We start from the raw sequence: 24,506 nt of genomic DNA on the forward strand, positions 1-24,506 counted from the left end.
TGAAAATTTGAAAATTTGAGAAATTAGATAATGACTTATTTTGAAATCATCTCATTCTCAAATAACCTCATTAATTATACTTGGAAGCCAGTTCTGCAGCTGCCTGTTTCAATACGCCTGTAATATCGTTGTCGATCTTTCCGGATTTAATCGCAGCCATTGTTTCAGGATGCTTGGATCTCAGGAATGCTACATATTCCTTCTGGAATTCCTTTACTTTAGCAATAGGAACATTTCTCAGTAAGTTTTCAGTTCCTGCATAGATCATCGCTACCTGAGAATCTACCGGAAGTGGTGAATTTACAGGTTGTTTCAGAATCTCTACGTTTCTCTCTCCTTTAGAAATAACCGCCTGCGTAGAAGCATCAAGGTCAGAGCCGAATTTTGAGAACGCTTCAAGTTCTTTGTACTGTGCCTGATCAAGTTTCAGCGTACCTGAAACTTTTTTCATCGATTTGATCTGAGCGTTACCTCCTACACGAGATACAGAAATACCTACGTTGATCGCCGGACGAACACCTGAGTTAAATAAATCGGTTTCCAGGAAGATCTGTCCGTCGGTAATCGAAATTACGTTGGTCGGGATATATGCGGAAACGTCACCAGCCTGCGTTTCGATGATTGGAAGTGCCGTTAAAGAACCGCCACCTTTTACAATAGGTTTTAAAACCTCAGGTAAGTCATTCATCTGGGCAGCAATCGTATCATCTTTAATGACTTTCGCAGCTCTCTCCAATAATCTGGAGTGAAGGTAGAAAACGTCTCCAGGATAGGCTTCACGGCCCGGTGGTCTTCTTAGTAGCAAAGAAAGCTCACGGTAAGCAACCGCCTGTTTAGACAAATCATCATAAATGATCAGTGCCGGACGACCAGTGTCACGGAAAAATTCTCCAATAGAAGCTCCCGCCATAGGTGCGTAAACCTGCATCGGTGTTGGATCGGAAGCGTTAGCAGCTACAACAACTGTGTAAGCCATCGCTCCTTTGTCCGTTAAAGTTTTTACAATTTGCGCAACAGTCGAACCTTTCTGTCCGATCGCCACATATATACAGAATACAGGCTCGCCTGCATCATAAAATTCTTTTTGGTTCAGGATGGTGTCAATCGCAACCACCGTTTTACCGGTCTGGCGGTCACCAATGATCAACTCACGCTGACCTCTTCCGATTGGGATCATAGAATCGATCGCAACGATACCGGTTTGCAAAGGCTCAGTTACCGGCTGACGGAAAATTACACCCGGCGCTTTTCTTTCCAAAGGCATTTCGTAAAGATCACCGGTGATCGGACCTTTACCGTCGATTGGATTACCTAAAGTGTCTACAACTCTGCCTAAAAGACCTTCGCCCACTTTGATGGAGGAAATTCTTTTGGTTCTGTTAACCGTATCACCTTCTTTTACCAGTTTGGATTCTCCAAGTAAAGCAACACCCACATTATCTTCTGCAAGGTTAAGAACGATACCCTCGATACCGCTGTCGAATTTTACCAATTCACCGTACTGTACATTTTCTAAGCCATATACCAAAGCGATACCATCACCTATGGTCAACACCGTACCAACTTCTTCTACATTGCTCTGCGTATCGAAGTTTGCTAACTGTTGTTTAAGAATTGCAGATACTTCTGCCGGATTTATTTCTGCCATTTTATGGTTGTTTTTGTCTTAATTAAGTTGGAATTCTTTTTGAAGTTTGGTCAGTTTGTTTTTTACAGAAGCATTGATCTGCTGATCACCTACCCGTAAAATATAGCCACCCAAAATTTTAGAATCGATAATGGTTTTTACATCAAAGGTTTTGTCGTGGTTTACCAGTGCCGAGGATTTAAGGATCTTCTGAATATTGTCAGCTGAAAGTGCCGATGCTGAAGTAAGCGTAATCCGCTGTACCCCATTCTGATCTTCCACTTTATTCACATATTCCTGCGCAATATCCTGGAGTTGATTTTCTCTGCCATGTTTGATGACAAGCTGAATGATGTTTTGCGCCACAGGAGAAAAACTTTTGAAAATCTCTCTGGAAATGCTGATCTTTTTCTTTTCATCGATCACCGGTGAGGCGAAAAAATTCTGCAGATCTCTTGAATTTTGGATCGTCTTCACCACATCTGCCATCTCCGCTGCTACAGAAGCCGTATTACCGGTTTCCTGCGTGAAATTCAACAGACCCTGTGCGTATCTTTTTGCTACTTTACTTGTAAGCATTTTAGTTCAGATTTGAAGAATTTAGAATATTTTCAACAAGGGCATTCTGTGCATTATCATTATCCAGTTTTTGTTTTAAAATGGATTCTGCAATGGTTACAGATAAAGTTCCGATCTGGTTTTTGATATCCGACATTGCTGCCGATTTTTCTGCCTGAATGGACTGTCTTGCCTGCTCGATGATTTTGTCGCCTTCGGTTTTCGCAAGATCTTTCGCTTCACCTACAATGCGCTCCTTGATTTCTCTGGCTTCTTTCAAAATATTGTCGCGCTCTACTTTCGCTTCGCGGATGATCACTTCGTTTTCAGCTTTAAGGTTCATTACTTCCTGCTTTGCCAATTTTGCCTGGTTCAGGGAATCTACGATGGTCACTTCTCTTTCATTAACAGCATCCATAATTGGTTTCCAGGCAAATTTCTTCAGCACAAATACCAGGATCAGAAAAATGATACTCTGAATGATGAATAAACCTGATGAAAAATTTTCTAATAATCCCATACGAGTTATAATAAATAATTGTAAATAATTTCGAATTTTTTAAAAATAATCACCTGCCGTAACCAACCGTTCCCGGCAGGTGATTGTAGTGTTGAAACTTCTTAGTTTACTGCGAAAAGCGCAGCAAAAGCAACCCCTTCTACAAGAGCTGCAGCGATAAGCATCGCTGTTTGAAGTTTACCAGCCTGTTCAGGTTGTCTAGCCATACCTTCCAAAGCAGCTGCACCGATTTTACCGATGCCGATACCTGTTCCGATTACTACTAAACCTGCCCCGATGATTTTTGGCATTTCTTGCATAATATATAATTTTAAAAAATTAGTTTCCTTTTTAATATAATTGACTGTTGGTGATTTAAAACTGATGCTTAGAATTCAATATCCATAATCATTTATCACTCATCATCTTTTTCTAATGCGCCATTCCTTCTTCGCCCTCGTGGCCGTGTTCTTCATTTGCCATTCCAAAGTAAACCGCGGAAAGCATGGTAAAGATATATGCCTGTAAAAATGCCACTAACACTTCCAGCAAATAAATAACAAATGTGAGGAAAGGGAAAGCAACACCAGCGATGATATTTTTAAAGTAAAAAATCAAGGCGATCAAACTCATTACAATAATGTGTCCTGCGGACATGTTTGCAAAAAGACGTATTAAAAGCGCGAAGGGCTTAATAAAGATTCCCAGCAATTCGATCGGCATCATAATGATCTTCATCGGCCAAGGCAAGCCAGGCATCCAGAAAATATGTTGCCAGTAGTTTTTGTTTGCAGTGAACTGCGTAATTAAAAATGTAATCAGCGCCAGTGCAAAAGTGATCGCAATATTTCCGGTTACATTGATACCGAAAGGCATTAAGCCAAAGATGTTTAAGAAAAGGATAAAGAAAAATACCGTTAATAAATAACTCATGTATTTCTTGTAGTTCGGTCCGATGTTCGGTTTTGCGATTTCGTCGCGTACAAAAAGTAGTACAGGCTCCATAATTTTTCCGATACCTGAAGGAACCAGGCTTTTCTTATAGTTTCTAGCCATGGATCCGAAGATCAGTAACATCAAAATGCCTGTAACGATAATCATTGACACACTCTTCGTGATAGAAAGGTCGAGTACTTTTTCGTTGGTCGCATGACCGTGCTCATCTACATTTAATGTGCCGTTGGCATCAGTCTTATAAATTTTTTCGTGGGAAAGTCTGTAATGTGCGCCGTTGCTCTCCACTGTCGCGTCGTGTTCAAATTTCGAACTCATGAAAGTGTGAAGTCCGTTGGCACTGTCATAAAAAATTACCGGCAGCGGAAAACCAATGTGATCTACGGTTCCGTCGGCCTTTTTCACGGCCATAATATCAAAGCTGTGACCATCTAAAAGGTGATGGCTGATGTATTCTTTGTTTTCGTTTTTTGTTTTCTCAGCTTCAGAAACAGATGTGTTCACTTCCTGCGCCGCTGTAACCTGGTGCGTAACTGTGGGCACATTTTCGTGCTGCGCCGAAACCAGCGAAAACGTCGATAAAAAACCCATTACAAGTACTAATCTTTTCAGCATTGACATATCTTATTTTAAAGTTTTGCAAAAATAGGACAAATAATCATAATATAAAAATCAATTTTTACTGATTTTATTCATCTTTTACCGGGCGCTCCGCCTCCTCAGTTTTAATGAGTTTTACTGCATAAAGCGTTTCCAACAGCAGTGAGATCAGGTATGGTAAAATAAAATGAATTTTGTAGGAAGGGACTTCGTTCAGATTCAGTTTTTTCATGATCAGAAACATGACCATCAGTTTAAACATCACCAAACCCATAAAGGCAAAACCGATGTACTGCGGATAAATTTTCTTGATCAGGGAAAGTATTGTGAGAACCATGGTGAAAAGCACCGTTAGGAAAAGATAATATCTAATGAAAGTTGCTTCGAAACCAAGCCCCAGAAACTGCCAAATTGCAAAATGGACAAAAAACATGAGGAAATAAAGGATAATGTAACGGGTATTAGTTTTTATCTTCATTCTTCTGAATGTTTTTTAATTGATGTAAAAGATTATAAAAAGCCAGTCCCATTCCCAGGAAACCCACGGCCACAATTAAGATTTTGCCATGGAAAGCGAAATATTCATTCAGCCAGTTCCCGCCCCAAAAAGCGAGTCCCATGGTCGCCAGCATCTGAAATACAACGGCCGAATAAACGCCGTACTGGCGAAGACCATTTTTCTGAAACTTCTTTTTATCTTCCGGCGAAAAATCCTGCTTCGGGGAACTTTCTTCAGCCATGTTTTAATTTTTGCAAAAGTACGGAAAATCGGGAGAGCGCAGGCAAATTGTAATTATTGGCTCTTCGTTTTTTAGAGACCTTTAGCCTTGACAATGTTCCTAACTTAAAAAATAATCAACTTTTATATTTTTTGGAGATAAGCCTTATCAAGGTTCCGAACCTTGACAAGGATAAACAAAGTCCGAAAAATTCAAAGGTGTAAGTTTGTTGCACTTAATGGTCTGTGTCCTTTGAGCCGCTGACGCGGAATTTTAAACAGATCTGAAAATCCATTCAAAATTTATTCTAATCATTTTTAATGCCTTTTAAAATCCCTTTAACCTTACCAAGGTTAAATTCGAAACGCACGGAGATTATAAGCGTGTAAATTTGTTGCTTTGATGACTAATTTTTTTTATTCCGCTGACGTCGGGAATTAACCAGACTCAGAAGTTCGTAACTCAAAAACTGATCATTTTTCATATTTTTTGGAGACCTAACCTTGTCAAGGTTTAGAACCTTGAGAAGGTTAAACAAAGGTTTTTTGATGCAGACTGGAAAGCGCCGTGTTAAAAATTATTAAATACTTTCGGTTGTTAGCGCTCTTAACATTGACAAGAATTTCAAACTCAATATTTAGCGACAGCGATCACTTGTTTGAAGACTCCCGTTTCACTCTTATAGAAATCCAATTTTAAAAAACGAAATATTTCCTTATTTTTGCCAACCATACAATAAAATTATGTTCAACAGTTTACAGGATAAATTAGATAAGGCACTTCATAACATTTCCGGACGCGGTAAGATCACGGAAATCAACGTTGCCGAAACCGTAAAAGAAATTCGCCGCGCGCTCGTAGACGCCGATGTGAACTACAAGGTCGCAAAGGACCTGACGAAACGCGTGCAGGATAAAGCGCTGGGACAAAATGTACTTACAAGTTTAAGTCCGGGCCAGCTGATGACCAAGATCGTGCATGATGAACTTGTAACTTTGATGGGTGGCACGCACGAAGGCATCGACCTTTCCGGCAAGCCGAGCGTAATCCTTATTGCAGGACTTCAGGGTTCGGGTAAAACTACTTTCTCGGGTAAGCTGGCAAACTATTTAAAAGTAAAAAGAAATAAAAAACCGCTTTTGGTGGCGTGTGACGTGTACCGTCCCGCAGCGATCAAGCAGTTGCAGATCCTGGGTGAGCAAACAGGAATCCCGGTTTACACCGAAGAAGGCGCCATGAATCCTTCTGTTATTGCAGAAAATGCCGTAAAGTTCGCGAAACAAAATAATCACGATGTGGTGATCGTGGATACCGCAGGCCGATTAGCGGTCGATGAGCAAATGATGAACGAAATTAAGTCGGTTCATTATTTCATTAAACCAAATGAAACCCTGTTCGTAGTCGATTCCATGACGGGGCAGGATGCGGTGAATACGGCGAAAGCTTTTAACGATGCTTTGAATTTTGATGGCGTTGTGCTTACAAAACTCGACGGTGATACGCGCGGTGGAGCTGCTCTGACGATCCGTTCCGTCGTTGAAAAACCCATCAAATTTATTTCTACCGGCGAAAAAATGGAAGCCCTGGATGTTTTTTATCCGGAAAGGATGGCAGACAGGATTCTGGGAATGGGTGATGTTGTTTCTTTGGTTGAACGGGCTCAGGAGCAGTTCGATGAAGAAGAGGCAAAAAAACTTCATAAAAAAATTGCCAAGAACGAATTTGGTTTCGATGATTTTCTGAAGCAGATCAACCAGATCAAAAAGATGGGAAATATGAAGGATCTCATGGGCATGATCCCCGGTGTGGGAAAAGCGGTGAAAGATATTGATATTCAGGATGATGCCTTTAAACATATCGAAGCGATCATTCATTCCATGACACCCGAAGAAAGAAGACGGCCATCAATCATCAATACGCAGCGTAAAAACAGAATCGCCAGAGGTGCCGGCCGGAAAATCGAAGACGTAAACCAACTGATGAAGCAGTTTGAACAGATGGGGAAAATGATGAAAATGATGCAGGGACCGCAGGGAAAACAGATGATGGAAATGATGAGCAAAGGAATGCCGAAAATGCCGGGAATGGGCGGCGGCAATTTGTTTGGCAGATAGATCTATACCACAAAATAATAATAAAAGGCGCTTCAAAAAATGAAGCGCCTTTTATATGGAGGAAAATTTGGCTAGAACTTGTATCCTAATCCTAAATTCAAATAGTTGGCTCTAAGTGTATAGTCCGACGGTGCATTTTTCAAGTGGTTATTCACTTGGAACGAATATCTGCCTTCTACGAATAACTTCTCAGTAAATTCATAAGCAGCTCCTAAAGCGATTCCGAAATTTGTAGAGTTGTACGCCTCCGGTAACGGATTATCCTCCAGGTCAAAAGTAAACTGCGGACCAAACTGCAGATTAAATTTCGGTGCAGCGTAATATTTCACCATCACAGGGATCTGCAATGCACTTGCATTTTCGATGTTTGCATAATTTACAGCGGGCTGTATTTTAAACTTATTTCCTGCATTAATTTCTGCAAAGAAACCTGCGTAGAAACCCGTACTGTTGTCGGAGTCATTTCCCATTGGAGTTTTCAGAGAGGCGAAACCTGTCAGCATTCCGGCATTTGCACCAAAATTTACATTCTGAGCGTTTACAAGGCCACAAAGTGCTACAGCTCCGGTTAATAATAATTTTTTCATAGTTTTTAATAATTTAATCTGCAAAAGTATCACTTCTGCTTTTCAAAAAAACATGAGTTTTATCATTAAAAAATCCCGCAGTAACGCGGGATTTCGAGTAAATTGATATCAGGTTATTTTACAAATTTGTAGGCAAGTCCGACTTGGAAAACATTGTTTTTCACCGAGTCGCCGCCATTATCTTTTATCACATTCATCAGACCAGCTACATAACGCGCGGTTAAGCCCAACTGTGGAATGAAATAATATCCTGCGCCAAGACCAAGACCTACATCAAAACTTTCGGTACCGTCTTTAAAATCTACACTCAGTCCGCTGCCTTTAAACTTAGAGCCGACAACAAAACCGAATTCAGGACCTGCTTCCAGGTAGAACTGTGGAGTTGCATTATATTGGAACATCACCGGAACAGAAATGTAATCAATATTAATTGTTCCGTCACCACCACTTTCCTTTGCGCCCTTCATATTATAAAGCAGTTCCGGCTGAATGCTGAAGTCAGCGGCCAGCGGTGCATTCATAAAAATGCCCGCATTCAGGCCTACTTTTGATTTGGAACCGTCGAAATTAGAAAGGCTGGAGATGTTCATTCCCGCCTTTGCACCGAACGTCTGAGCATTGATTGCCCCACAAAGTGCGATTGCACCGATTAAAAAGATTTTTTTCATAACTGTTAATTTTTAAAATGTAAGTCAAATATAAAAAAATTTATTTAATTAACAACTTATTAACATTTTAGCTGAAAAATTTCTATTAATTGACGCCGACCGCTAAATTATTCAGCATTTAGGTAAATATGAGAAATGTTGATAACTTACTCCTCACGTACTCTCTGTTCTTCCAGGTTATAGGACTGGATGATCTTCCGCACGACAGGATGGCGCACTACGTCTTCTTCGGTCAGGTGAACGAAGCCAATTTCCTGCACGTCTTTCAGGATCCGCATCGCCTCCTGCAGACCGGACTTTTGTTTCAGCGGTAAATCCACCTGGCTGGGATCCCCCGTGATAATAAACTTCGCATTCATTCCCATTCTCGTCAGGAACATTTTCATTTGCGCATGTGTGGTATTTTGTGCTTCATCTAAAATAACAAAAGCTTCATCCAAAGTCCGGCCCCTCATAAAAGCCAAAGGCGCCACTTCAATGGTTTGTTTTTCTATCAGTCCTTCAAGTTTCTCGTGCGGAATCATATCGCGAAGCGCGTCGTAGAGCGGCTGTAGATAAGGATCGAGTTTTTCCTTAAGGTCGCCCGGGAGAAAACCAAGACTTTCGCCCGCTTCCACGGCAGGTCTTGTAAGAATGATCCGTTTAACTTCTTTATCCCGCAAGGCACGTACAGCGAGTGCTACGCTGGTATAGGTTTTTCCTGTTCCGGCCGGACCGATCGCAAAGACCATATCTTTGGAATCAGTCGCTTTTACAAGTTTTTTTAAATTGGTGGTTTTTGCTTTAATGATTTTGCCGTTGACCCCTTTTACAATAATATCCTGATCGAAGACAAGTTGCTTCTCGTTCTCATCTTTAATGACAAGAATATTTTCGACATCTTTCAGCGTGAGCGAATTGTTTTTATTGATGAACTGCACAATGTCGTCAAGCTGATGTTTCAGAACCTCCAGGGTTTCCTGATTTCCTTTTGCGTGCAGATGCTGATCACGTCCCGTCACTTTAAGCGTCGGAAACTTGGATTTCAGCAGGTTGAAATATTGATTGTTAACTCCATAAAAAACTTTGGAATCTATGCCTTTTAACTCATAACTTAATTCAAACATCTACGGTCTATTTAGGTTTATATTTTTATTAAAAGTATCAAATAAATTTGAAATGTCTCCTTTTAATTTTCCACAATGCTCCCGTACATCTATTATTTACCCTAATTTTGCAGTTCCCGAAATTTTTTAATGGCAGTTATTACTTTTACCTCAGATTATGGCCTGGTCGATCACAGAGTTGCCTCTGTGAAAGGCACAATTTTAAGTTTGAACCCAAACTTACAGGTTGTTGATATTTCTCATCAGATCGAAGCCTATAATCTTCTGCAAACTGCATATATCGTAAGAAATGCTTATTCCTATTTTCCCTCCGGAACAGTACATATAATCTCCGTAGACAGTTTCTTCACCAAAGACCGCAAAGCCATTCTTTATAAGGCCGACGGTCATTACTTCATCGCAGCCGACAACGGCGTTTTATCGCTTATCTTCTACGATGTGAAACCTGAAGAAGTTTATGAAATCACACTCAACAACAGATTCGACGACGAAGTAAATTTCACATCCACGGATATTTTTGCACCCGTCGCGGTACATCTTCAAAACGGCGGTCTGCCGGAAGTGATCGGCCGAAAATTTAAAACACCTAAACAGCTCTCCTTTCCCCGCGCCGTTTACAGCGAAAATGAAAGGATGATCATTGGTGAAATTATGTACATTGATAATTTTGGAAATGTGGTGTCGAACATCAGCCGGAAATTTATCGAAAAACACAATCTTGTCCTCGAAAACTTTATCATTAAATTCAGAAATTTAGCACTGTCGAAAATTTACAACCAATATACAGAACTCGTTCATGACTGGTCCCGCGAACACGAGTACCACGGGAAATCTGTAGCGGTTTTTAACGATGCCGGCTTACTGGAACTTACCATTTATAAAGGTAACAGCGAGAATGGCGCACGGTCTTTGTTTGGCTTAAAGGTGGGAGAAAATATTTATATAGAATTTGCATAATATTCTCCATCAAAAAAAATAAAAAAATAGCCGGCTCAATTGAACCGGCTATCATTATAAAAATGCAGTAATTATCTGATCACTTTTTTGGTTACTGTTTCTTTCGCCGTGGTTACGCTGATCACGTAAGTTCCCGGCGTATAAGATGCCATATCCAGTTTCTCGGTAGTCGAGTTCAGATTTGCGGCCTTTTTAAGGAGTTTTCCTGAAACATCAAAAACAGAGTAAGAAAGGATCCTATCTTTCGAAGTAAGCGCGAAAATCCCTTTGGCAGAAGTCTGCGCTACGGTTACAGATTTGCTCAGTGCGGTTTCACCTGTTGCCAGTGTAATACATTCCATCGTGGCGATCCATCCGGCTCCGGCTTCCCCGGCATCCGACATAAACCGTACTGTAATTGCACCGGTTGCGTGTGTAGACTGGAAAGGTCCGGGAATGGTGTTTCCACTGATCTGGGTTCCACCGGGGAATCTCGGCGATGCAATATTTGGTCCGTTGTATATATTCATAAAATCGTATCCGGCTTCGGTATCAAACTGGCTGAAGGTGAGCTTCACCTTATCGCCTTCGTTTGCAGGATAAAAAGTTTTGATCACTGACTGGTTGTCACCGTAATTCGCGTCGGCGCCGCCGGGATCAGTAAACTGAACACCTGCACACCAATCCGCTTCTGTAAGAATAAGCTGCTCGTAAGAATAAGCCTGCGGACCTGAACAGTCAGTTCCTACAGCCACGGTATAATAAGTTCCCTGGTCCAGGTTGGTAAAGTTGAGCACCTTATTGGTGGTAATTCCGGAGTCGATAACGGTGCCGTCCATTTTCGATAATTTGTATTTCCAGCTGGTAGCCACAGGATCTACGATTGTTGCTGTAAATGTAGTCTTGGTAAGGTCTGAAACTGTAAGTCCAGAAATGGTAAGTTCACAACCTGATATACAGTCCATACCCAAACAACCTTTGGAGTTGATGGTATTTCTGATCAAAGCGCCGGGTTGCGGACCAAATCCTTTACTGAAATTAATTCCTACACTTGGAACAAGGTGACAGTAGCTCATAATTGTTCCACCACCGGTTGGCAACGGTCCGTCACAACCTTCGTTATTTCCGGAAGCAGGGCCGCAACCGTCGATAGCGGTATTATTGCCATTCCATTTACAAGCATGTGTATGCGGCGAGCCCAGGTTATGCCCGATCTCATGCGTCATCGCCTCGATATTCCAGGAATAAGTCGGCACATTGGAGTAAGTGAAATTAACACCGGAATAGGAATATTTGTAAGTGGTACAAAGTGCGTTTACATATGCAATACTTGTAGTTGCAGGATTTCTTAAGAGCTGCGCTACATCGCCATTGAAACTGGTACGTGTAGTACGGAACTTATTTAATATTTCTGAAGGCGTTCCTGTGAAGGGATCTACAGATGTCCATACAAATACTTCACTCAGTGCCACGGTAATTCCGTCGTTGGTATATAACGTAGAGATATTGTTGTGCATTGCACTCACCCAGTTAGTCGTGGTGGTTACATTAGAGCCATTCTGTGTGTACGGACCAAAGCCTACTTCGTAATAAATTCTTACGCAGTTGTCGGTTTTCTTAGCCGTCATCGTTTTCGGGTTGAAGGATTCACCTGCTAACTTCTGATTTTCGATCAGGTCATCTGCGCCACAGGTAAATGGATTTTCGCCTTTCAGTTTGTGGTCGTTGTAAGAAACAAAATCTTCGGAGTTCTTTGCCCGCCCGATTACTATATTTCCCACATCTGCCACAGAAGTTACACCGATCACGTCATCATTAAAAAAACTGATAGCCACTACAGATTCGTTATCACCTTTTACAATCCCGTGATAATAAACGCCGGGGGTGTAAGTAGCGTAACCTTTATCTGTATTTACTTTAAAGTTTTGCGTGAAGAACTTGTTTTTCACCAGTTCTACGGTGATGTTTTTCCCTTCGAAGGGAAAATTCATTTCCAAAGCTTCCGGTCTTTCCAAGGTAATCCTTTGAATTTCAGAAGTATTCAGTTTCATTACAGTAATTCCCTCTGCAGCACTTTGGTACATCTGCTGTTTTTGGGCAGAAGGATCTACACTAAAGAGGTTATACTTAACAAACGTTTTGTTTGCAATTTGTGCCTGCTTAACTTTTTCGGCAATCGGCCGCAGGTTCTGCGAAAAGCCCAGTGCAAAAAATGCCAAGGTGAAACACAATTGGAAAATTCTTTTCATAATCATTAAATTAAAATTTGTTGTGGTGCAAAATAACTAAAAAATTTTCAGATTCCTTCCCGAAGTAGGAATAATGGCGGTAAATATATTCATCCCAAATAAGCCGTGGAATAAACAAGGTATAATTCTTTATATTTGCACTTAAAATTTTCCGATGCTTTATTCTGTGGTCAAAGCGGTTCACCTCATTTTTATGGTCAGTTACTTTGCGGGTATTTTCTACCTGGTACGCCTGTTTGTATACTATAAAGATACCGATGAGTTCGATGACACAAAAAAGCATATACTTCGCGAGCAATATGTTTTTATGGCGCGCAGACTGTGGAATATTATTACCGTTCCTGCCGGCATCATTATGCTTACCAGCGGTCTCGTTATGATTTTTTTGAATTTTGGACTGATGAGAACGCCCTGGTTTCACCTTAAACTTACTTTTTTAGTCGGCCTTTTAGCATACCATATTTGGTGTTGGAAAAAAGTATTGCAGATCCGTGACCTACAGGGTGACACGATTCCAACCGCAAATTTAAAACTGCGCCAGGCTAATGAGATTGCCACTTTTATACTTTTTCTTATCATCTTTACTGTTATATTAAAATACATGGTCATCGATTATTGGTGGCAATTAATTGTAGGATTCTTCGTTTTGGTATTCTTAATAATGGCAACGGTAAAACTTGTCAATAAAAAGAAATCCCAAAAATCACCTGAATGATCCCCACATTTTACAATTGATGAATGACCAATAAATGCAATGTGAATCTGGAAATTACTTATGATCGCAATATTTAAAAAAGAATTATGGACCTATTTCGGTAACTGGAGCGCCTGGCTGATCATAGCGGCATTCAGCGTTATCGGTTCACTGTTTTTGTTTTTCTTTGAGAATGATTCCAATATTTTCGACATTGGAACTGCGAGTCTGCAGAGTTATTTTACTTTGGCGCCCTGGCTTTTAATGTTCATTGTTCCCGCGGTATCGATGAAAACCCTGGCAGAAGAAGAACAGTCGGGAACGCTGAACTGGCTTTTTTCGCAGCCCGTGAAAATATCAGGGATCATCACCGGAAAATTCCTCACGGTTTGGCTGGTCGGTGTTTTGTGCATCGTTCCTTCCCTCGTTTATCTTTACACTGTTTTCTTATTGGGAGTTCCGGCAGGAAATATAGATTTGGGAGCAACTGCCGGCAGTTATTTTGGGCTTGTTCTGTTAATTGCGACGTTTGCTGCAGTAGGAATTCTTGCATCGTCTCTCTCGCCGAATCAGGTCATGGCGTATTTGCTGGGCGTATTTCTGTCCTTCATTTTATATTTCGGCATTGAGCAGCTTGCGAGTTACAAATTGCTTGGCGGTGCAGATTATGTGCTGAGCAGCCTGGGATTTTATCAGCATTTTATTGCGTTCAGCCGCGGGCTGATCGATACGCGTGACGTTTTCTACTTTCTGCTTGTGATCGGCATCTGCCTGTTTCTGGCTAAAAAAATCGTGCAGAAGAAAAAGTAAGCAAGCTTATAGAAGTCATTAAAATGAATAAAAAGAATATCATCTATATCATTCTTGCCGCCCTGCTTCTTTTGGGCGCTTTTGGAATATTCTCAAAACGTTTCGACCTTACGCAGGAAAAACGGTATACCCTTTCCGAATCAACAGTAAAAGTGTTAAAGTCGGTCACAAAACCTTTGACGGTTGATGTGTATCTGGAAGGTGATTTCCCGGCGAGTTTCCGTCAGCTGCAGAACGAAACGCGTTTCATGCTGGAGGAATTCCGTAAAATAAATCCAAAGGTTGACTACAAATTCATCGATCCCATCAAAACAAAAATGAGCAAGGAAACGCTGGCCGCTATGGGCATGCAACCCTCGGTCCTTCCCGATATGAAAGATGGCAAAATATCCGAAATCGTGATGTTTCCGTACGCGGTTTTAAAATATAAAGACAGTAGTTTTTCAGTCCCGCTCATCATTAACCAAAACGGAATCGACGCTTCTGAGCAGCTGAACAGATCGATCGAAAATCTGGAGTACAACTTCATTTCCAATATAAAATTACTTACCGAAAGCCAGAAAAAAACCGTAGGAATCCTCATTAACCAGGATGAACTGGGTCCTGCTCAGTTTCAGGGATTTATGGATATGGCGCTTGAAAATTACAACGCTGGCCCGATCATTCCGGCTAATCAAACGGAACTCTCGATCGCCGATATTCCGAGGTTAAAACAGATGAATGCGCTGGTAATCGCAAAACCACGAAAAGCATTTACAGAAAATGAAAAAGTAATTCTGGACCAGTATATCATGAACGGCGGCAAAACGCTGTGGATGATCGACGCCGTAAATGCCGAGATGGACACGCTTTTCCGGTCAAAAAAAATCATGGCCTACCCGATGGATACCAATCTCACTGATTTCTTTTTCAATTACGGGCTGCGCATAAATGCAGGTTTGGTAAAGGATATGAAAAAATCTGCGCTGCTGCGTATTGTGTCTGGCGAGGTAGCTGGCAACCCGCAATACAGCAGTTTTCTATGGCCGTACTTTCCTTTGGGAATTGCCGAAAATTCCAACGCGATTACCAAAAACATCAATCCTGTCAAATTTGAGTTTCCAACATCGATCGACACTTTGGGCCGGAAAAACATCAAAACAAAAGTACTTTTTGAATCAAGTGATGAAACCCATTTGAAGCAGGTGCCGAACTACGTATCACTTGCCGAGATCGTGCGCACTGATTCACTTAGCGAATTCGACCAGCCTTCGCAACCCAAAATTTTTGCCGTAAGCCTGGAGGGAAAATTCAGATCTGCTTACGCCACGCGCAGCGAGAGAAATTCTTACCCCAACTTTAAAGCAGAAAGTATTCCCAATAAAATGATCGTGATCGCCGACGGCGATGTGGGCCGAAACCAGATATATAAAGGAAAAGCTTTGCCGCTGGGTGAAGATCTGCTTACCAAACAGGCTTACGGCAACGAGCAGTTTCTCAGAAATGCACTCGATTATCTTCTGGATGATTCAAATCTTATGGAATTGCGAAACCGAAACATCGCGGCGCGTCTGCTCGACCGCCAGCGGATTGATGAAGAGAAAAGCAATTGGCAGTGGATCAATTTGCTTCTTCCCTTGGCAATCGTGGCGCTTGCAGGGGGATTATTCTACTTGTGGCGGAAAAGAAAATTCAGTTAGCGTTCTTAATCCGGGTTACACGTCTTTAATGAAATCCTCATATTCATAAAAGAACCGTTCGAAACCCTCCATCTTTTCTACAAAAAATTCGAAAATTTCGCGCCAGGTATTTTTGTTGAAAAGGGAAACGTTTTCTTTAGTCACCCAAATCCGGGCAATTACTTTTCCGTTTTCAAGTGTATAATATTCTTCTTTCTGAAAATCGCCCACTTCTTCCCTCAACATATCTTCCAGCGACCATATCTTTTCGTAATAGGCATTGCGAAAGAGTTCATCTTTCATTTCAATGTCTAATGAAACTTCGGCTTTTCTGGAATCTGCGCTGAATTTAAAGGAGAAATCCTTGATCCTGGTATTATAAAGCAACCACTTCCGCGGAAAACTCTTGCCAAAAGCAGTCCAGAATTCTTTGGTTAATGCAGCTTTTTCTTCTTTTGAAAACATGTATTTCAGTTTTAGTCTGAACTATAATAGCACTTTTTTACGATCTGCAACTTATATGAATATTAGATGAATTTAAGTCTGAGCTTCAAACATAAAAGATACACACCCGGAATTAAAAGCAATATCCAAAGCGCGAAAATCTGGTTCGAAGTTAATCCCTGGCTATTGCTTTCAGTTTGGATGACATTGTGCGTCACATAAAAAAATATGTTTCCTGACCAGTGCATAAATCCCGTGATCCACAGATTTTTGGTTAAAAGTAAAGGAATTACGAACAGGATTCCCAGTAGAAATATGTAACTCAATGTATCCCAACCGTCTGCCAGTCGGTAAATATGATTGCAAAGATAAACTGAAGCAGACACAACTGCAATCCAACGCATTTTAATTTTCCCTTCAAAAAAGTTGAAAACTGTGGCACGCGTCAGTATGTCTTCCGAGAAAGATGAAAACAGGACACCAAACGCAAATGGTGCGCTTAACTTCAGCATTTCGGTACCTTCGGGAATTTTTGCTACCTTTTCCACACCCAAATACAGGGAAATGGCAAGTGGAACGGCGTATAAAGTGATACCCAGAAAAGTACCCAACAAAAAATGCCTTAACTTTAATTTTGAAAGGGAAAGTCGCCAGAATGTAAAACCATTCTTACACTGCCAGTTGCCAAGAAACCACGCCGCGATAAAAAAAAGCAGCTGAAATATGAAAAATCCAGCAACGCTGTTTTCAAACAGCAGCATGTATTCGGCGGCATGATACATGCAAAATAAGACAATAAAAGAAATTACTGTTTTCAATAGAACGGCTGTTTATTTAGAGATCATTAAAAAAAATCGGTTTTATAACTGTTGATCTTTAAATCAGGACAATATGCAATAAAGCCGCCTTTCCGGCCAGGATCTCATTTTGTTTAAATGACGCCAAGTTCCTTTCCGACCTTTGTAAATGCCGCTATAGCTTTATCCAGCTGTTCTTTGGTGTGTTGCGCAGAAAGCTGTACACGGATTCTCGCCTTACCTTTCGGCACCACAGGAAAAAAGAAACCGATCACATAAATTCCTTCATCCATCAGTTTTTCAGCCATTTTTTGGGCTAAAGGTGCATCGTATAACATAACGGGAACAATCGCCGCATCACCATCAGGAATATCAAATCCTTTCGCTTTCATTTGGGCGCGGAAGTATTCTGCGTTTTCCATGACCTTATTCCGAAGCGTGGTATCATCCGAAATCATATCCAGAACTTTGATTGCCGCACCTACAATTCCCGGTGCCAGAGAATTTGAGAAAAGATATGGTCTTGAACGCTGTCTCAGCATATCGATAATTTCTTTCTTACCCGAAGTAAATCCGCCAAGCGCACCGCCCAGAGCTTTACCGAGTGTAGACGTAATAATATCTACACGACCGATCACATCGCAGGCTTCATGCGTGCCGCGGCCGGTTTCACCAATGAATCCGGTTGCATGCGAATCATCGACCATCACCAGGCAGTCGTACTTTTCGGCCAAATCGCAAAGGCCTTTGAGATCGGCAACAATTCCATCCATGGAGAAAACGCCATCGGTAACAATGATCCGGAAACGGTGGTTTTGTTCAGAAGCTGCTTTTAACTGGGCTTCGAGATCCTCCATATTGTTGTTTTTGTAGCGATATCTTGCTGCTTTACACAGGCGCACTCCATCAATGATTGAGGCGTGATTAAGTTCATCGGAAATAATCGCATCTTCCTCGGTAAAAAGTGGCTCGAAAACGCCGCCGTTGGCATCGAAGCAAGCCGCGTACAGAATTGTATCTTCCATACCTAAAAATTTCGAGATCCTGGCCTCGAGTTCCTTATGAATGTCCTGCGTGCCACAAATAAAACGTACCGACGACATACCGTAGCCGTGACTTTCGATCATATCCTGCGAAGCCTTCATCACTTCCGGGTTGTTGGAAAGGCCAAGATAATTGTTCGCACAGAAGTTGAGCAACTTTCTGCCGTTGGCTTCGATCTCAGCGGATTGCTGGGATGTAATGATTCTTTCGGTTTTAAAAAGTCCGTCGCTCTTAATATTTTGAAGTTCGCTCTGCAGGTTCTGCAGATAATTTTGTGAGATCATAATTGAAATTTTTAGAAATGCTAATTTAAGAAAAAGCCCTCATTTCCGAGGGCTTTGAAATTAATCTTTGATAAACTTAAGATTTTGATCCTGTAATTTAAGAAGGTAAACACCTTTCGGAAGCGTACTGACATTCAGACTATTTTGTGACTGATAAACCCCGCTTTTCAAACGTTTACCATCCAGACCATAGATTTCGTACGGTTCATCTTTAGTTATACCGGAAACTGAGAGTTCATTTTTAACCGGATTCGGGTAAATCTGCACGGCTTCTTTTTCCGTATTTGATACGGCAAGAATACCGGTATCTTTTGTCACCGTAGAATTCCTTTGAATGATCTGATACTCGTAATTAAACTGTACCGATGACACAGGGAAACCGACAGTTTTAGCAAAGTTTTGGTTGTTGGTGGTATTATCTAAAACCATATAGGCGACCTGACCGCCAGTTCCCGTCACTTTTATCGGAAGCGGAAGTTCAAAGAAATTTACAGATGAATTGCTTTGTGTCTGACTAACCTTAAACCTTAAAACCTGATCCGAAGTCTGGTTCCAGCGGATCTGATATGTTGGGTAACCCTGGCCGTAAATCCAGTCATTGAAAAATTCTGTAAAATCTTTTCCTGTAGACTGCAGAAGTGAAAGGCGGAAATCTTCAGTCTTTGCGTAATTATAAGCAAGATTCGGTCTGTTGTGGTAATCTTTCAGTGCAGCGTAAAACGCATCGTCGCCCAGGATCCATTTGATCATCCGCAACACGTAACCGCCTTTTGAGTAAGTTAATCTGCCATCGAAAAGCACATTGTTATCGCCCAAATATGGATCTGCAACATATACACTTCCACCGCTTGAGCCTGTGATGTAACTCATTTCAGACTGCAGGTAATTCATAAACTGTGTGTTGTTCATAAGCAGTTTTTCATTGGCTAAATGTTCCCCAAAAGTCGCAAATCCTTCATTAAGCCAGATATCGTTCCAGGAGCCGCAAGTGACTTTGTCGCCAAACCACTGGTGCGCAAGTTCGTGTGCGATGATTCCTCTGCCCCATGAACCCATGGAAGACATGGTAGCATGTTCCATACCGCCGCCCCAGCCAAATTCCATATGGCCATATTTTTCGTTTCTGTAAGGATAAGTTCCAAAATATTCTTCAAAAATGTTCATCGCAGATTTTGTCCAGGCAATATTTCCCATGATGGTACCATTGGACACCGTCGACGGATAAAGATAATTCACGAAAGGAAAAGCCGGGCTTCCCATTGTGTCGTTCAGTTTCATATAATTGGTAATCCCAAGCGCTACCAAATAAGCAGGTATTGGATAATTGGTTTGCCAGAACGTAACCTTTTTTCCACCGGCAATCGCCGTTTCAGAAACCAGCAAACCATTCGAAGCGACATTATATTGCGAAGGTGTGGTAATTTTAATATCAACTTTATCGATCTTATCGCTCATGCTCTGTTTTGTCGGGAACCATTCCTGCGCACCATAAGGTTCAGACAAAGTATACAAAACCGGATTTCCGCCCTGTGTAGAAACTGTAAAAGCATCGCCCGCGCTGCCCACTGTAGACGGCGCACCGGAATATTTGATCGACAGCGAATCCAAAGCCCCCGCCGGCAGAGCAGTGGTGAACTCAATCATCACCTCTTTTGAACTAAGCTGAGTGAACGGAAGATTCGTGCCGTGAAATGTAACTTGGGATACCGCCAGATTATTGGCAAGATCAAAATAAATGCTGGACATGCTTTGGTTAGGAATAAAATGACTTGTTACGGTGCCGCTCACGAACTGCTGCGAGGGGTTAAGGTCAAGTTCCAGCCGCTGATATTTAAGGTCGTAATTCAGCGTATTCGGGTTTTCATTATAATTGATCATCTTCGAGTATTGTCCAAGCTCGTTTTTGATCATGCTTTTCCGTTCTGCTTCTTCATTTTTCTGTGAATAGATCTGCACAAAAATCAGCGCCAGAATAAGGACATAAAATTTTTTCATTTAAAGTTGTTTAGAAGTTAAAGATAAAAAAAACCTCACAATAAATATTGAAGGTTTCCTTAAGATTTGTAAAGTTGAATTTAAAGATTAAGAGCCGGTTGCAGCAGCTGTTCCATTTTGCTTTTCACCTGATCCACGGAACCCGCATAGTTATTGATCAGAAGCGAGAATACAAGTGTTTTACCGGTATTCGTTTTCATATAGCCGGCAAGGGTTTTCACCTTATTTAACGTGCCGGTTTTAGCGAAGATCTGGCCGTAGCCGTCGCCGGCAAACATGCGTTTCAGTGTACCACTCTGCCCGCCTACAGGTAATGAGGTGAAATAAGTTTTGTAAAATTTTTCATCCATTACGCTTGTCAGGAATTTAACCTGAGAAAGTGGCGTCACGAGGTTGTTTCTAGAAAGTCCGCTGCCATCGATATAACTCAGGGACGCTGTATCGAATCCCATCGATTTCAAATGTTCCACAACCACGCTGCGACCTGATTCCAGGGACTGATCGCCTCCTTTCTGAAAACCAACCATCCGCAGCGTAGCTTCTGCCAGTGCGTTGTCACTGTGCTGATTCGTATAGAAAATGATCTCGCCCAGCGTTGGTGACTGGTAAGTTGTGATAATTTCCCTTTTCTCCGGGGTTGGATCTGTGGTCCTGGTCACCACTTTTCCGCTTACCGGTATTTTACTTTTTAATAATGTAGCGCGTAAAGTATTGGCAAGATATGCCGGCGCATCCGGAAGTTTGGTAATAAGACCGTGACCTTCGAATTTATCTGCATAAACCATCTGACCGATATAGGGCGAAATATAATAGTAGTTCTTATTTTCCGCAAAAGGGTTGGATTTTTTAGCGATCAGCTTTTCATTTGCCGGATTAATTTCATAAGTTGATCCGACAGGCAGGTAATAATTTCCGTTTTCGAGCCACACGATATTTTCCGGCAGTTTCTGAGATTTATTGGCTTTGAAAACGCCGGTCTGAATGATGATATCGCCATTAACTTTTTTAATGCCCTTCTGCCCCATTTCAGAAATAAAGTCGGAAACTACAGTTCGGTAAGAAGCCGCTCCCGCTTTATTGGTTCCCAAAGAAATATCTCCACTTCCCACAATATACAGGTTGCCCTGCAAAACGCCATCAGCATCGATCTCACCGGAATACTCCAGCTGCGTCATCCAGCGGAAATTCTCGCCGAGCAGATCAATTGCAGTTTCCGTAGTCAGGAGTTTTGTAGTAGATGCCGGAACCAAAGGTGTATTCTCATTATAAGAACTTACAATCTTTCTGGTTTTCGGATCATAAATCACAAAACCCCAGTTTGCGTTTCGAAGAACAGCATCATTGGCAAGAGAATTGATATTAATGTCGACAAGCTCTTTTGCGGTCATCAGTTTTTCGGTAGAACCGAAATCTTTCGCACTGTTAGCATTTTGATTGTCGTAAGACTGAGGATAATTATTAGAAGTAAAAGTGCCCTGGCTGAAGGCAAAAGTAGAAAATGCCAGTGCCGAGGTTACAAAGATTTTCTTTAATCTAATCATTTAAAATTATTTATTTGATTATGCTGTAATTCCTTTTCTGTTGAATCTTAACAGAAAACATATTTCCAACGCTCAAAAGTATCATTTATTGTTGAATGTGAAACTCTTGCGCATCTTAAAAAACAATTATTTATGTTAATTTCTGTTAAAAGTCGACAAAAATCAGCTTTTTAATACTGCCGTACGCCGTAATTTCATCGAATTCCTCAAAACTGCTCACTACCAGATTTTTAAGGTCGCTGTATTTTTTACCACGTGGCAACTTCAGAAGGATCTGATACTGATAAAGTAAATTGATCTTCCCAACAGGGGATTTTTCAGGGCCAAGTACACACTCCCCGGGAAGGTACTTTCGTAATACAGAACCAAGAAACTGTGCCGCACGATTCACCTTATCTTCTTTCCGGTGTTTGAGCTCGATCATGATCATCTTCACAAATGGCGGATAAAAGAATTTCTTCCGCTCTGCCAGAAAATGACCGTAGATATTTTCGGTATTATTTTCTTTGATCAGCTGAAAAACTGAGTGCTGCGGATTATAAGTTTGAATCAGCACTTTTCCTTCACCGGACTTTCTTCCCGCTCTGCCGGAAATCTGCGTGATGAGCTGAAAAGCACGCTCCTCTGCCCGGAAATCCTGCACGTACAACAGCGCATCGGCTCTGGGAATCGCCACAAGTTCGATATCGTCGAAATCGAGCCCTTTAGAGATCATCTGCGTGCCCACAATTATATCACTTTCTCCCGCTTCTATTTTCTCATACAGTTTTTCGTACGCGAACTTTTTTCGCATAGAATCAACATCCATTCTGTCAACCTCAGCTTCGGGGAAAATACGCGACACTTCCTCGTGAATCTGCTCCACGCCAACGCCTCTCTCGTTCAGCTTTTCGGAGTTGCATTTGGGACATACTTTGGGTTTTGCCGCTTTCTGACCGCAATAGTGGCACTTCATTTCATTCGAAAACTTATGATAAGTCATCACCACATCGCAGTTGGAGCAGTAATTTACGTAGCCACAGGTTTCGCATTCAATTACATTGGCGTAGCCGCGCCGGTTATGCAGCACCATTGTTTGCTTGTGTTTTGCGATCTGCTCTTTAATATCCTCAATTATCTTTAACGAAAAATTGCCGATTACTTTTTTTGAATTCTGTTCTTCCTTGAAATCGATCAGTTCAAAATCAGGAACCTTCACTTTGCCGAAACGTTCTGTGAGCAAAACGTGTTTCAGTTTACTTTTGACCGCCATATAATACGATTCCACCGATGGCGTGGCCGAACCGAGTATCACATTTGCACCGTACATTTTCCCCAGCATAAGCGCGGCATCTTTTCCATTAAAAAAAGGGGAAACTTCCTGCGGTTTATAAGCGGCATCATGTTCCTCATCAACCACGATCAATCCCAGATTGGTAAAGGGCAGAAAAAGGCTGTTCCGTGTGCCGATCAATATTTTTATCTCATTGTTTTTAACCCTTCGCCACACTTCTACCCGTTCAAAATCGGTAAGTTTCTGATGATAAAAACCCAGTTGCCGACCATATTTTTTTTCCAGCCGCTGTACAATTTGTTTTGTTAAAGCGATCTCGGGCAGCAGAAAAAGTACATTTTGTCCTTCTTCGACTGTTTTTTCAATTTGCTCCAGGTAAATATGCGTCTTGCCGGAGGAAGTCACGCCATGCAGCAAGACATTGATATCCGATTCAAAAGCCTGCGTAATCTGCTGGTTAGCAGTTTCCTGTTCCGGAGTCAGTTTTTCAAGTGCTTCAGTCTCGCCTTCATAGACTTGCAGTCGGTCCTTTTGCAGATAATATTCCTGCACCAGTTTTTTTTCTATTAATGATTTCAGCTGCGCATGTGCGAAAATACCTTCTTCAAAAATGTCTGATTTCTTAAAGTGAACTTCGAGATCTTCGGTATGTTTCTCTAGAAGCAGTAAGAAAAGTTCCTGCTGTTTCGGTGCTTTTTTCAGCGAAAGTAAAATCTGCGCCAGACTTTGTTGCTGAAGTACCTCCTCGGGAATGCGCAGGTAGGCAACTTCCCTGGCTTTATACTTTTCTGCAATTTTTTCATCGATCTCAATATACTGCAGGTCGATCAGCGAATTAACTGTTTTTACGATTTCCTTTTTAGGAATAAATGCTTCAATCTCCGTCAGATTGATGAGTTGCCGTACCTCCAGTGCCTGAATAAGATACATTTCGTGAACATCCAGATTTTCAAAATCAACCTCAATATGTGGCTTCAGTTTAAGGTAAGTCTCACTCTCAAGCTTTAGTGAAGATGGAAACGCAAAGCGGTAAATTTCCCCGATATTGCACATGTAATACTCTGAAAGCCAGTGCCAGAACGAAAGCTGCTCGGGTGGTAAAATAGGAAAATCATCCAGAATATTGATCACCTCTTTCGGTACAAATGTCTGCGGCTCTTCATCATGAAGGTCAGAAACTATTCCCGTGTATATTTTCTTGCCGCGGAAGGAAACCAACACGCGCATTCCAGTCTGTATTTTATCTGCCAAATCTTCAGGGACTTTATAGGTAAAAGTTCCTTTTAAATTCAGGGGTAAAATAATCTGTGCAAAATTCAAGGGAAATCAGATAAAAATGATGAGGTGAA

At 41.4% G+C, this 24,506-nt stretch carries 22 protein-coding genes; 5 read left to right on the plus strand and 17 right to left on the minus strand.

All coding sequences use genetic code 11. From position 1 onward, the window contains the following. Positions 1 to 70 precede the first annotated feature (70 nt). From atpA to H562_RS14980, 7 genes are all read right to left on the minus strand, one after another. On the minus strand, positions 71 to 1,648 hold the full coding sequence (gene atpA, locus H562_RS0110185; protein ID WP_027377415.1) for a F0F1 ATP synthase subunit alpha: 1,578 nt from the start codon (positions 1,646 to 1,648) through the stop codon (positions 71 to 73). Positions 1,649 to 1,666: 18 nt separating this feature from the next. Continuing rightward, positions 1,667 to 2,206: an ATP synthase F1 subunit delta gene (gene atpH, locus H562_RS0110190; protein ID WP_027377416.1), complete on the minus strand. Its 540-nt coding sequence runs from the start codon at positions 2,204 to 2,206 to the stop codon at positions 1,667 to 1,669. Position 2,207: 1 nt separating this feature from the next. After that, complete coding sequence (atpF, locus tag H562_RS0110195) at positions 2,208 to 2,705, minus strand: F0F1 ATP synthase subunit B (RefSeq protein WP_027377417.1); 498 nt, start codon at positions 2,703 to 2,705, stop codon at positions 2,208 to 2,210. A 101-nt stretch (positions 2,706 to 2,806) separates the two neighbouring features. Beyond that, a complete protein-coding gene (gene atpE / locus H562_RS0110200) occupies positions 2,807 to 3,004 on the minus strand; it encodes an ATP synthase F0 subunit C (protein WP_027377418.1) in 198 nt (65 codons plus the stop codon). 112 nt (positions 3,005 to 3,116) lie between these two features. Beyond that, positions 3,117 to 4,253: a F0F1 ATP synthase subunit A gene (gene atpB, locus H562_RS14970; protein WP_034691073.1), complete on the minus strand. Its 1,137-nt coding sequence runs from the start codon at positions 4,251 to 4,253 to the stop codon at positions 3,117 to 3,119. A gap of 73 nt (positions 4,254 to 4,326) precedes the next feature. Beyond that, entirely contained in the window at positions 4,327 to 4,716 is a 390-nt protein-coding gene (locus H562_RS15415) for a hypothetical protein (RefSeq protein ID WP_051190477.1), read from the minus strand. Beyond that, the gene (locus H562_RS14980) at positions 4,700 to 4,978 is read right to left on the minus strand and encodes an AtpZ/AtpI family protein (protein ID WP_034691075.1); all 279 of its coding nucleotides are present in this window, start codon (positions 4,976 to 4,978) and stop codon (positions 4,700 to 4,702) included. Before H562_RS14980 ends, H562_RS15415 begins: the two co-directional genes overlap by 17 nt. 722 nt (positions 4,979 to 5,700) lie before the next feature. Between H562_RS14980 and ffh the strand changes: the two genes are divergently transcribed. After that, positions 5,701 to 7,071: a signal recognition particle protein gene (gene ffh, locus H562_RS0110225; RefSeq protein WP_027377419.1), complete on the plus strand. Its 1,371-nt coding sequence runs from the start codon at positions 5,701 to 5,703 to the stop codon at positions 7,069 to 7,071. A gap of 71 nt (positions 7,072 to 7,142) precedes the next feature. Here ffh and H562_RS0110230 read toward each other — a convergent pair whose 3' ends face one another. The 3 genes from H562_RS0110230 to H562_RS0110240 form a co-directional block, all read right to left on the minus strand. Continuing rightward, complete coding sequence (locus H562_RS0110230) at positions 7,143 to 7,658, minus strand: porin family protein (RefSeq protein WP_027377420.1); 516 nt, start codon at positions 7,656 to 7,658, stop codon at positions 7,143 to 7,145. Positions 7,659 to 7,771: 113 nt separating this feature from the next. Then, positions 7,772 to 8,326 carry a porin family protein gene (locus H562_RS0110235; protein ID WP_027377421.1) on the minus strand — a complete coding sequence of 185 codons (555 nt, stop codon included), beginning with the start codon at positions 8,324 to 8,326 and terminating at the stop codon, positions 7,772 to 7,774. 146 nt (positions 8,327 to 8,472) lie between these two features. Next, positions 8,473 to 9,432 (minus strand): PhoH family protein, encoded by a 960-nt coding sequence (locus H562_RS0110240; protein WP_027377422.1) that lies wholly within the window; start codon positions 9,430 to 9,432, stop codon positions 8,473 to 8,475. A gap of 129 nt (positions 9,433 to 9,561) precedes the next feature. On the opposite strand from H562_RS0110240, the gene H562_RS0110245 reads away from it, so the two are divergent. Further along, positions 9,562 to 10,389 (plus strand): SAM hydrolase/SAM-dependent halogenase family protein, encoded by an 828-nt coding sequence (locus H562_RS0110245; protein WP_027377423.1) that lies wholly within the window; start codon positions 9,562 to 9,564, stop codon positions 10,387 to 10,389. A gap of 71 nt (positions 10,390 to 10,460) precedes the next feature. Here the strand turns inward: H562_RS0110245 and H562_RS14985 are convergent, their stop codons facing one another. Beyond that, on the minus strand, positions 10,461 to 12,617 hold the full coding sequence (locus H562_RS14985) for a M12 family metallo-peptidase (RefSeq protein WP_233701994.1): 2,157 nt from the start codon (positions 12,615 to 12,617) through the stop codon (positions 10,461 to 10,463). A 154-nt stretch (positions 12,618 to 12,771) separates the two neighbouring features. Here H562_RS14985 and H562_RS0110255 point away from each other — a divergent pair, with 154 nt between their 5' ends. Genes H562_RS0110255 through gldG form a run of 3 tightly spaced genes read left to right on the plus strand, consistent with a single transcriptional unit; the run spans position 12,772 to position 15,800 of the window. Then, on the plus strand, positions 12,772 to 13,332 hold the full coding sequence (locus H562_RS0110255; protein WP_027377424.1) for a CopD family protein: 561 nt from the start codon (positions 12,772 to 12,774) through the stop codon (positions 13,330 to 13,332). 60 nt (positions 13,333 to 13,392) lie between these two features. Further along, positions 13,393 to 14,121, plus strand: a complete 729-nt coding sequence (locus tag H562_RS0110260) for an ABC transporter permease (protein ID WP_027377425.1) — start codon at positions 13,393 to 13,395, stop codon at positions 14,119 to 14,121. Between the two features lie 23 nt (positions 14,122 to 14,144). Further along, positions 14,145 to 15,800, plus strand: a complete 1,656-nt coding sequence (gldG, locus tag H562_RS0110265) for a gliding motility-associated ABC transporter substrate-binding protein GldG (RefSeq protein ID WP_027377426.1) — start codon at positions 14,145 to 14,147, stop codon at positions 15,798 to 15,800. A gap of 15 nt (positions 15,801 to 15,815) precedes the next feature. Here the strand turns inward: gldG and H562_RS0110270 are convergent, their stop codons facing one another. From H562_RS0110270 to priA, 6 genes are all read right to left on the minus strand, one after another. Further along, a complete protein-coding gene (locus tag H562_RS0110270) occupies positions 15,816 to 16,244 on the minus strand; it encodes a DUF4268 domain-containing protein (protein WP_027377427.1) in 429 nt (142 codons plus the stop codon). A 62-nt stretch (positions 16,245 to 16,306) separates the two neighbouring features. Continuing rightward, a complete protein-coding gene (locus H562_RS0110275; protein WP_156831989.1) occupies positions 16,307 to 17,041 on the minus strand; it encodes a CPBP family intramembrane glutamic endopeptidase in 735 nt (244 codons plus the stop codon). A 113-nt stretch (positions 17,042 to 17,154) separates the two neighbouring features. Then, positions 17,155 to 18,348 (minus strand): glycine C-acetyltransferase, encoded by a 1,194-nt coding sequence (kbl, locus tag H562_RS0110280; RefSeq protein WP_027377429.1) that lies wholly within the window; start codon positions 18,346 to 18,348, stop codon positions 17,155 to 17,157. A gap of 60 nt (positions 18,349 to 18,408) precedes the next feature. Then, complete coding sequence (locus tag H562_RS0110285) at positions 18,409 to 20,343, minus strand: M1 family aminopeptidase (RefSeq protein WP_027377430.1); 1,935 nt, start codon at positions 20,341 to 20,343, stop codon at positions 18,409 to 18,411. Between the two features lie 80 nt (positions 20,344 to 20,423). Next, positions 20,424 to 21,884: a D-alanyl-D-alanine carboxypeptidase/D-alanyl-D-alanine endopeptidase gene (gene dacB / locus H562_RS0110290; protein WP_027377431.1), complete on the minus strand. Its 1,461-nt coding sequence runs from the start codon at positions 21,882 to 21,884 to the stop codon at positions 20,424 to 20,426. A 145-nt stretch (positions 21,885 to 22,029) separates the two neighbouring features. Next, a complete protein-coding gene (gene priA / locus H562_RS0110295; protein ID WP_027377432.1) occupies positions 22,030 to 24,477 on the minus strand; it encodes a replication restart helicase PriA in 2,448 nt (815 codons plus the stop codon). Positions 24,478 to 24,506: the final 29 nt, after the last annotated feature.

Source organism: Kaistella palustris DSM 21579, from assembly GCF_000422265.1.
Classification (GTDB): domain Bacteria; phylum Bacteroidota; class Bacteroidia; order Flavobacteriales; family Weeksellaceae; genus Kaistella; species Kaistella palustris.

Coding starts and splice junctions, on each gene's coding strand:
- atpA (WP_027377415.1), bottom strand. CDS start 1,648: ATGGCAGAAATAAATCCGGCAGAAGTATCTGCAATTCTTAAACAACAG.
- atpH (WP_027377416.1), bottom strand. CDS start 2,206: ATGCTTACAAGTAAAGTAGCAAAAAGATACGCACAGGGTCTGTTGAAT.
- atpF (WP_027377417.1), bottom strand. CDS start 2,705: ATGGGATTATTAGAAAATTTTTCATCAGGTTTATTCATCATTCAGAGT.
- atpE (WP_027377418.1), bottom strand. CDS start 3,004: ATGCAAGAAATGCCAAAAATCATCGGGGCAGGTTTAGTAGTAATCGGA.
- atpB (WP_034691073.1), bottom strand. CDS start 4,253: ATGCTGAAAAGATTAGTACTTGTAATGGGTTTTTTATCGACGTTTTCG.
- H562_RS15415 (WP_051190477.1), bottom strand. CDS start 4,716: ATGAAGATAAAAACTAATACCCGTTACATTATCCTTTATTTCCTCATG.
- H562_RS14980 (WP_034691075.1), bottom strand. CDS start 4,978: ATGGCTGAAGAAAGTTCCCCGAAGCAGGATTTTTCGCCGGAAGATAAA.
- ffh (WP_027377419.1), top strand. CDS start 5,701: ATGTTCAACAGTTTACAGGATAAATTAGATAAGGCACTTCATAACATT.
- H562_RS0110230 (WP_027377420.1), bottom strand. CDS start 7,658: ATGAAAAAATTATTATTAACCGGAGCTGTAGCACTTTGTGGCCTTGTA.
- H562_RS0110235 (WP_027377421.1), bottom strand. CDS start 8,326: ATGAAAAAAATCTTTTTAATCGGTGCAATCGCACTTTGTGGGGCAATC.
- H562_RS0110240 (WP_027377422.1), bottom strand. CDS start 9,432: ATGTTTGAATTAAGTTATGAGTTAAAAGGCATAGATTCCAAAGTTTTT.
- H562_RS0110245 (WP_027377423.1), top strand. CDS start 9,562: ATGGCAGTTATTACTTTTACCTCAGATTATGGCCTGGTCGATCACAGA.
- H562_RS14985 (WP_233701994.1), bottom strand. CDS start 12,617: ATGAAAAGAATTTTCCAATTGTGTTTCACCTTGGCATTTTTTGCACTG.
- H562_RS0110255 (WP_027377424.1), top strand. CDS start 12,772: ATGCTTTATTCTGTGGTCAAAGCGGTTCACCTCATTTTTATGGTCAGT.
- H562_RS0110260 (WP_027377425.1), top strand. CDS start 13,393: ATGATCGCAATATTTAAAAAAGAATTATGGACCTATTTCGGTAACTGG.
- gldG (WP_027377426.1), top strand. CDS start 14,145: ATGAATAAAAAGAATATCATCTATATCATTCTTGCCGCCCTGCTTCTT.
- H562_RS0110270 (WP_027377427.1), bottom strand. CDS start 16,244: ATGTTTTCAAAAGAAGAAAAAGCTGCATTAACCAAAGAATTCTGGACT.
- kbl (WP_027377429.1), bottom strand. CDS start 18,348: ATGATCTCACAAAATTATCTGCAGAACCTGCAGAGCGAACTTCAAAAT.
- H562_RS0110285 (WP_027377430.1), bottom strand. CDS start 20,343: ATGAAAAAATTTTATGTCCTTATTCTGGCGCTGATTTTTGTGCAGATC.
- dacB (WP_027377431.1), bottom strand. CDS start 21,884: ATGATTAGATTAAAGAAAATCTTTGTAACCTCGGCACTGGCATTTTCT.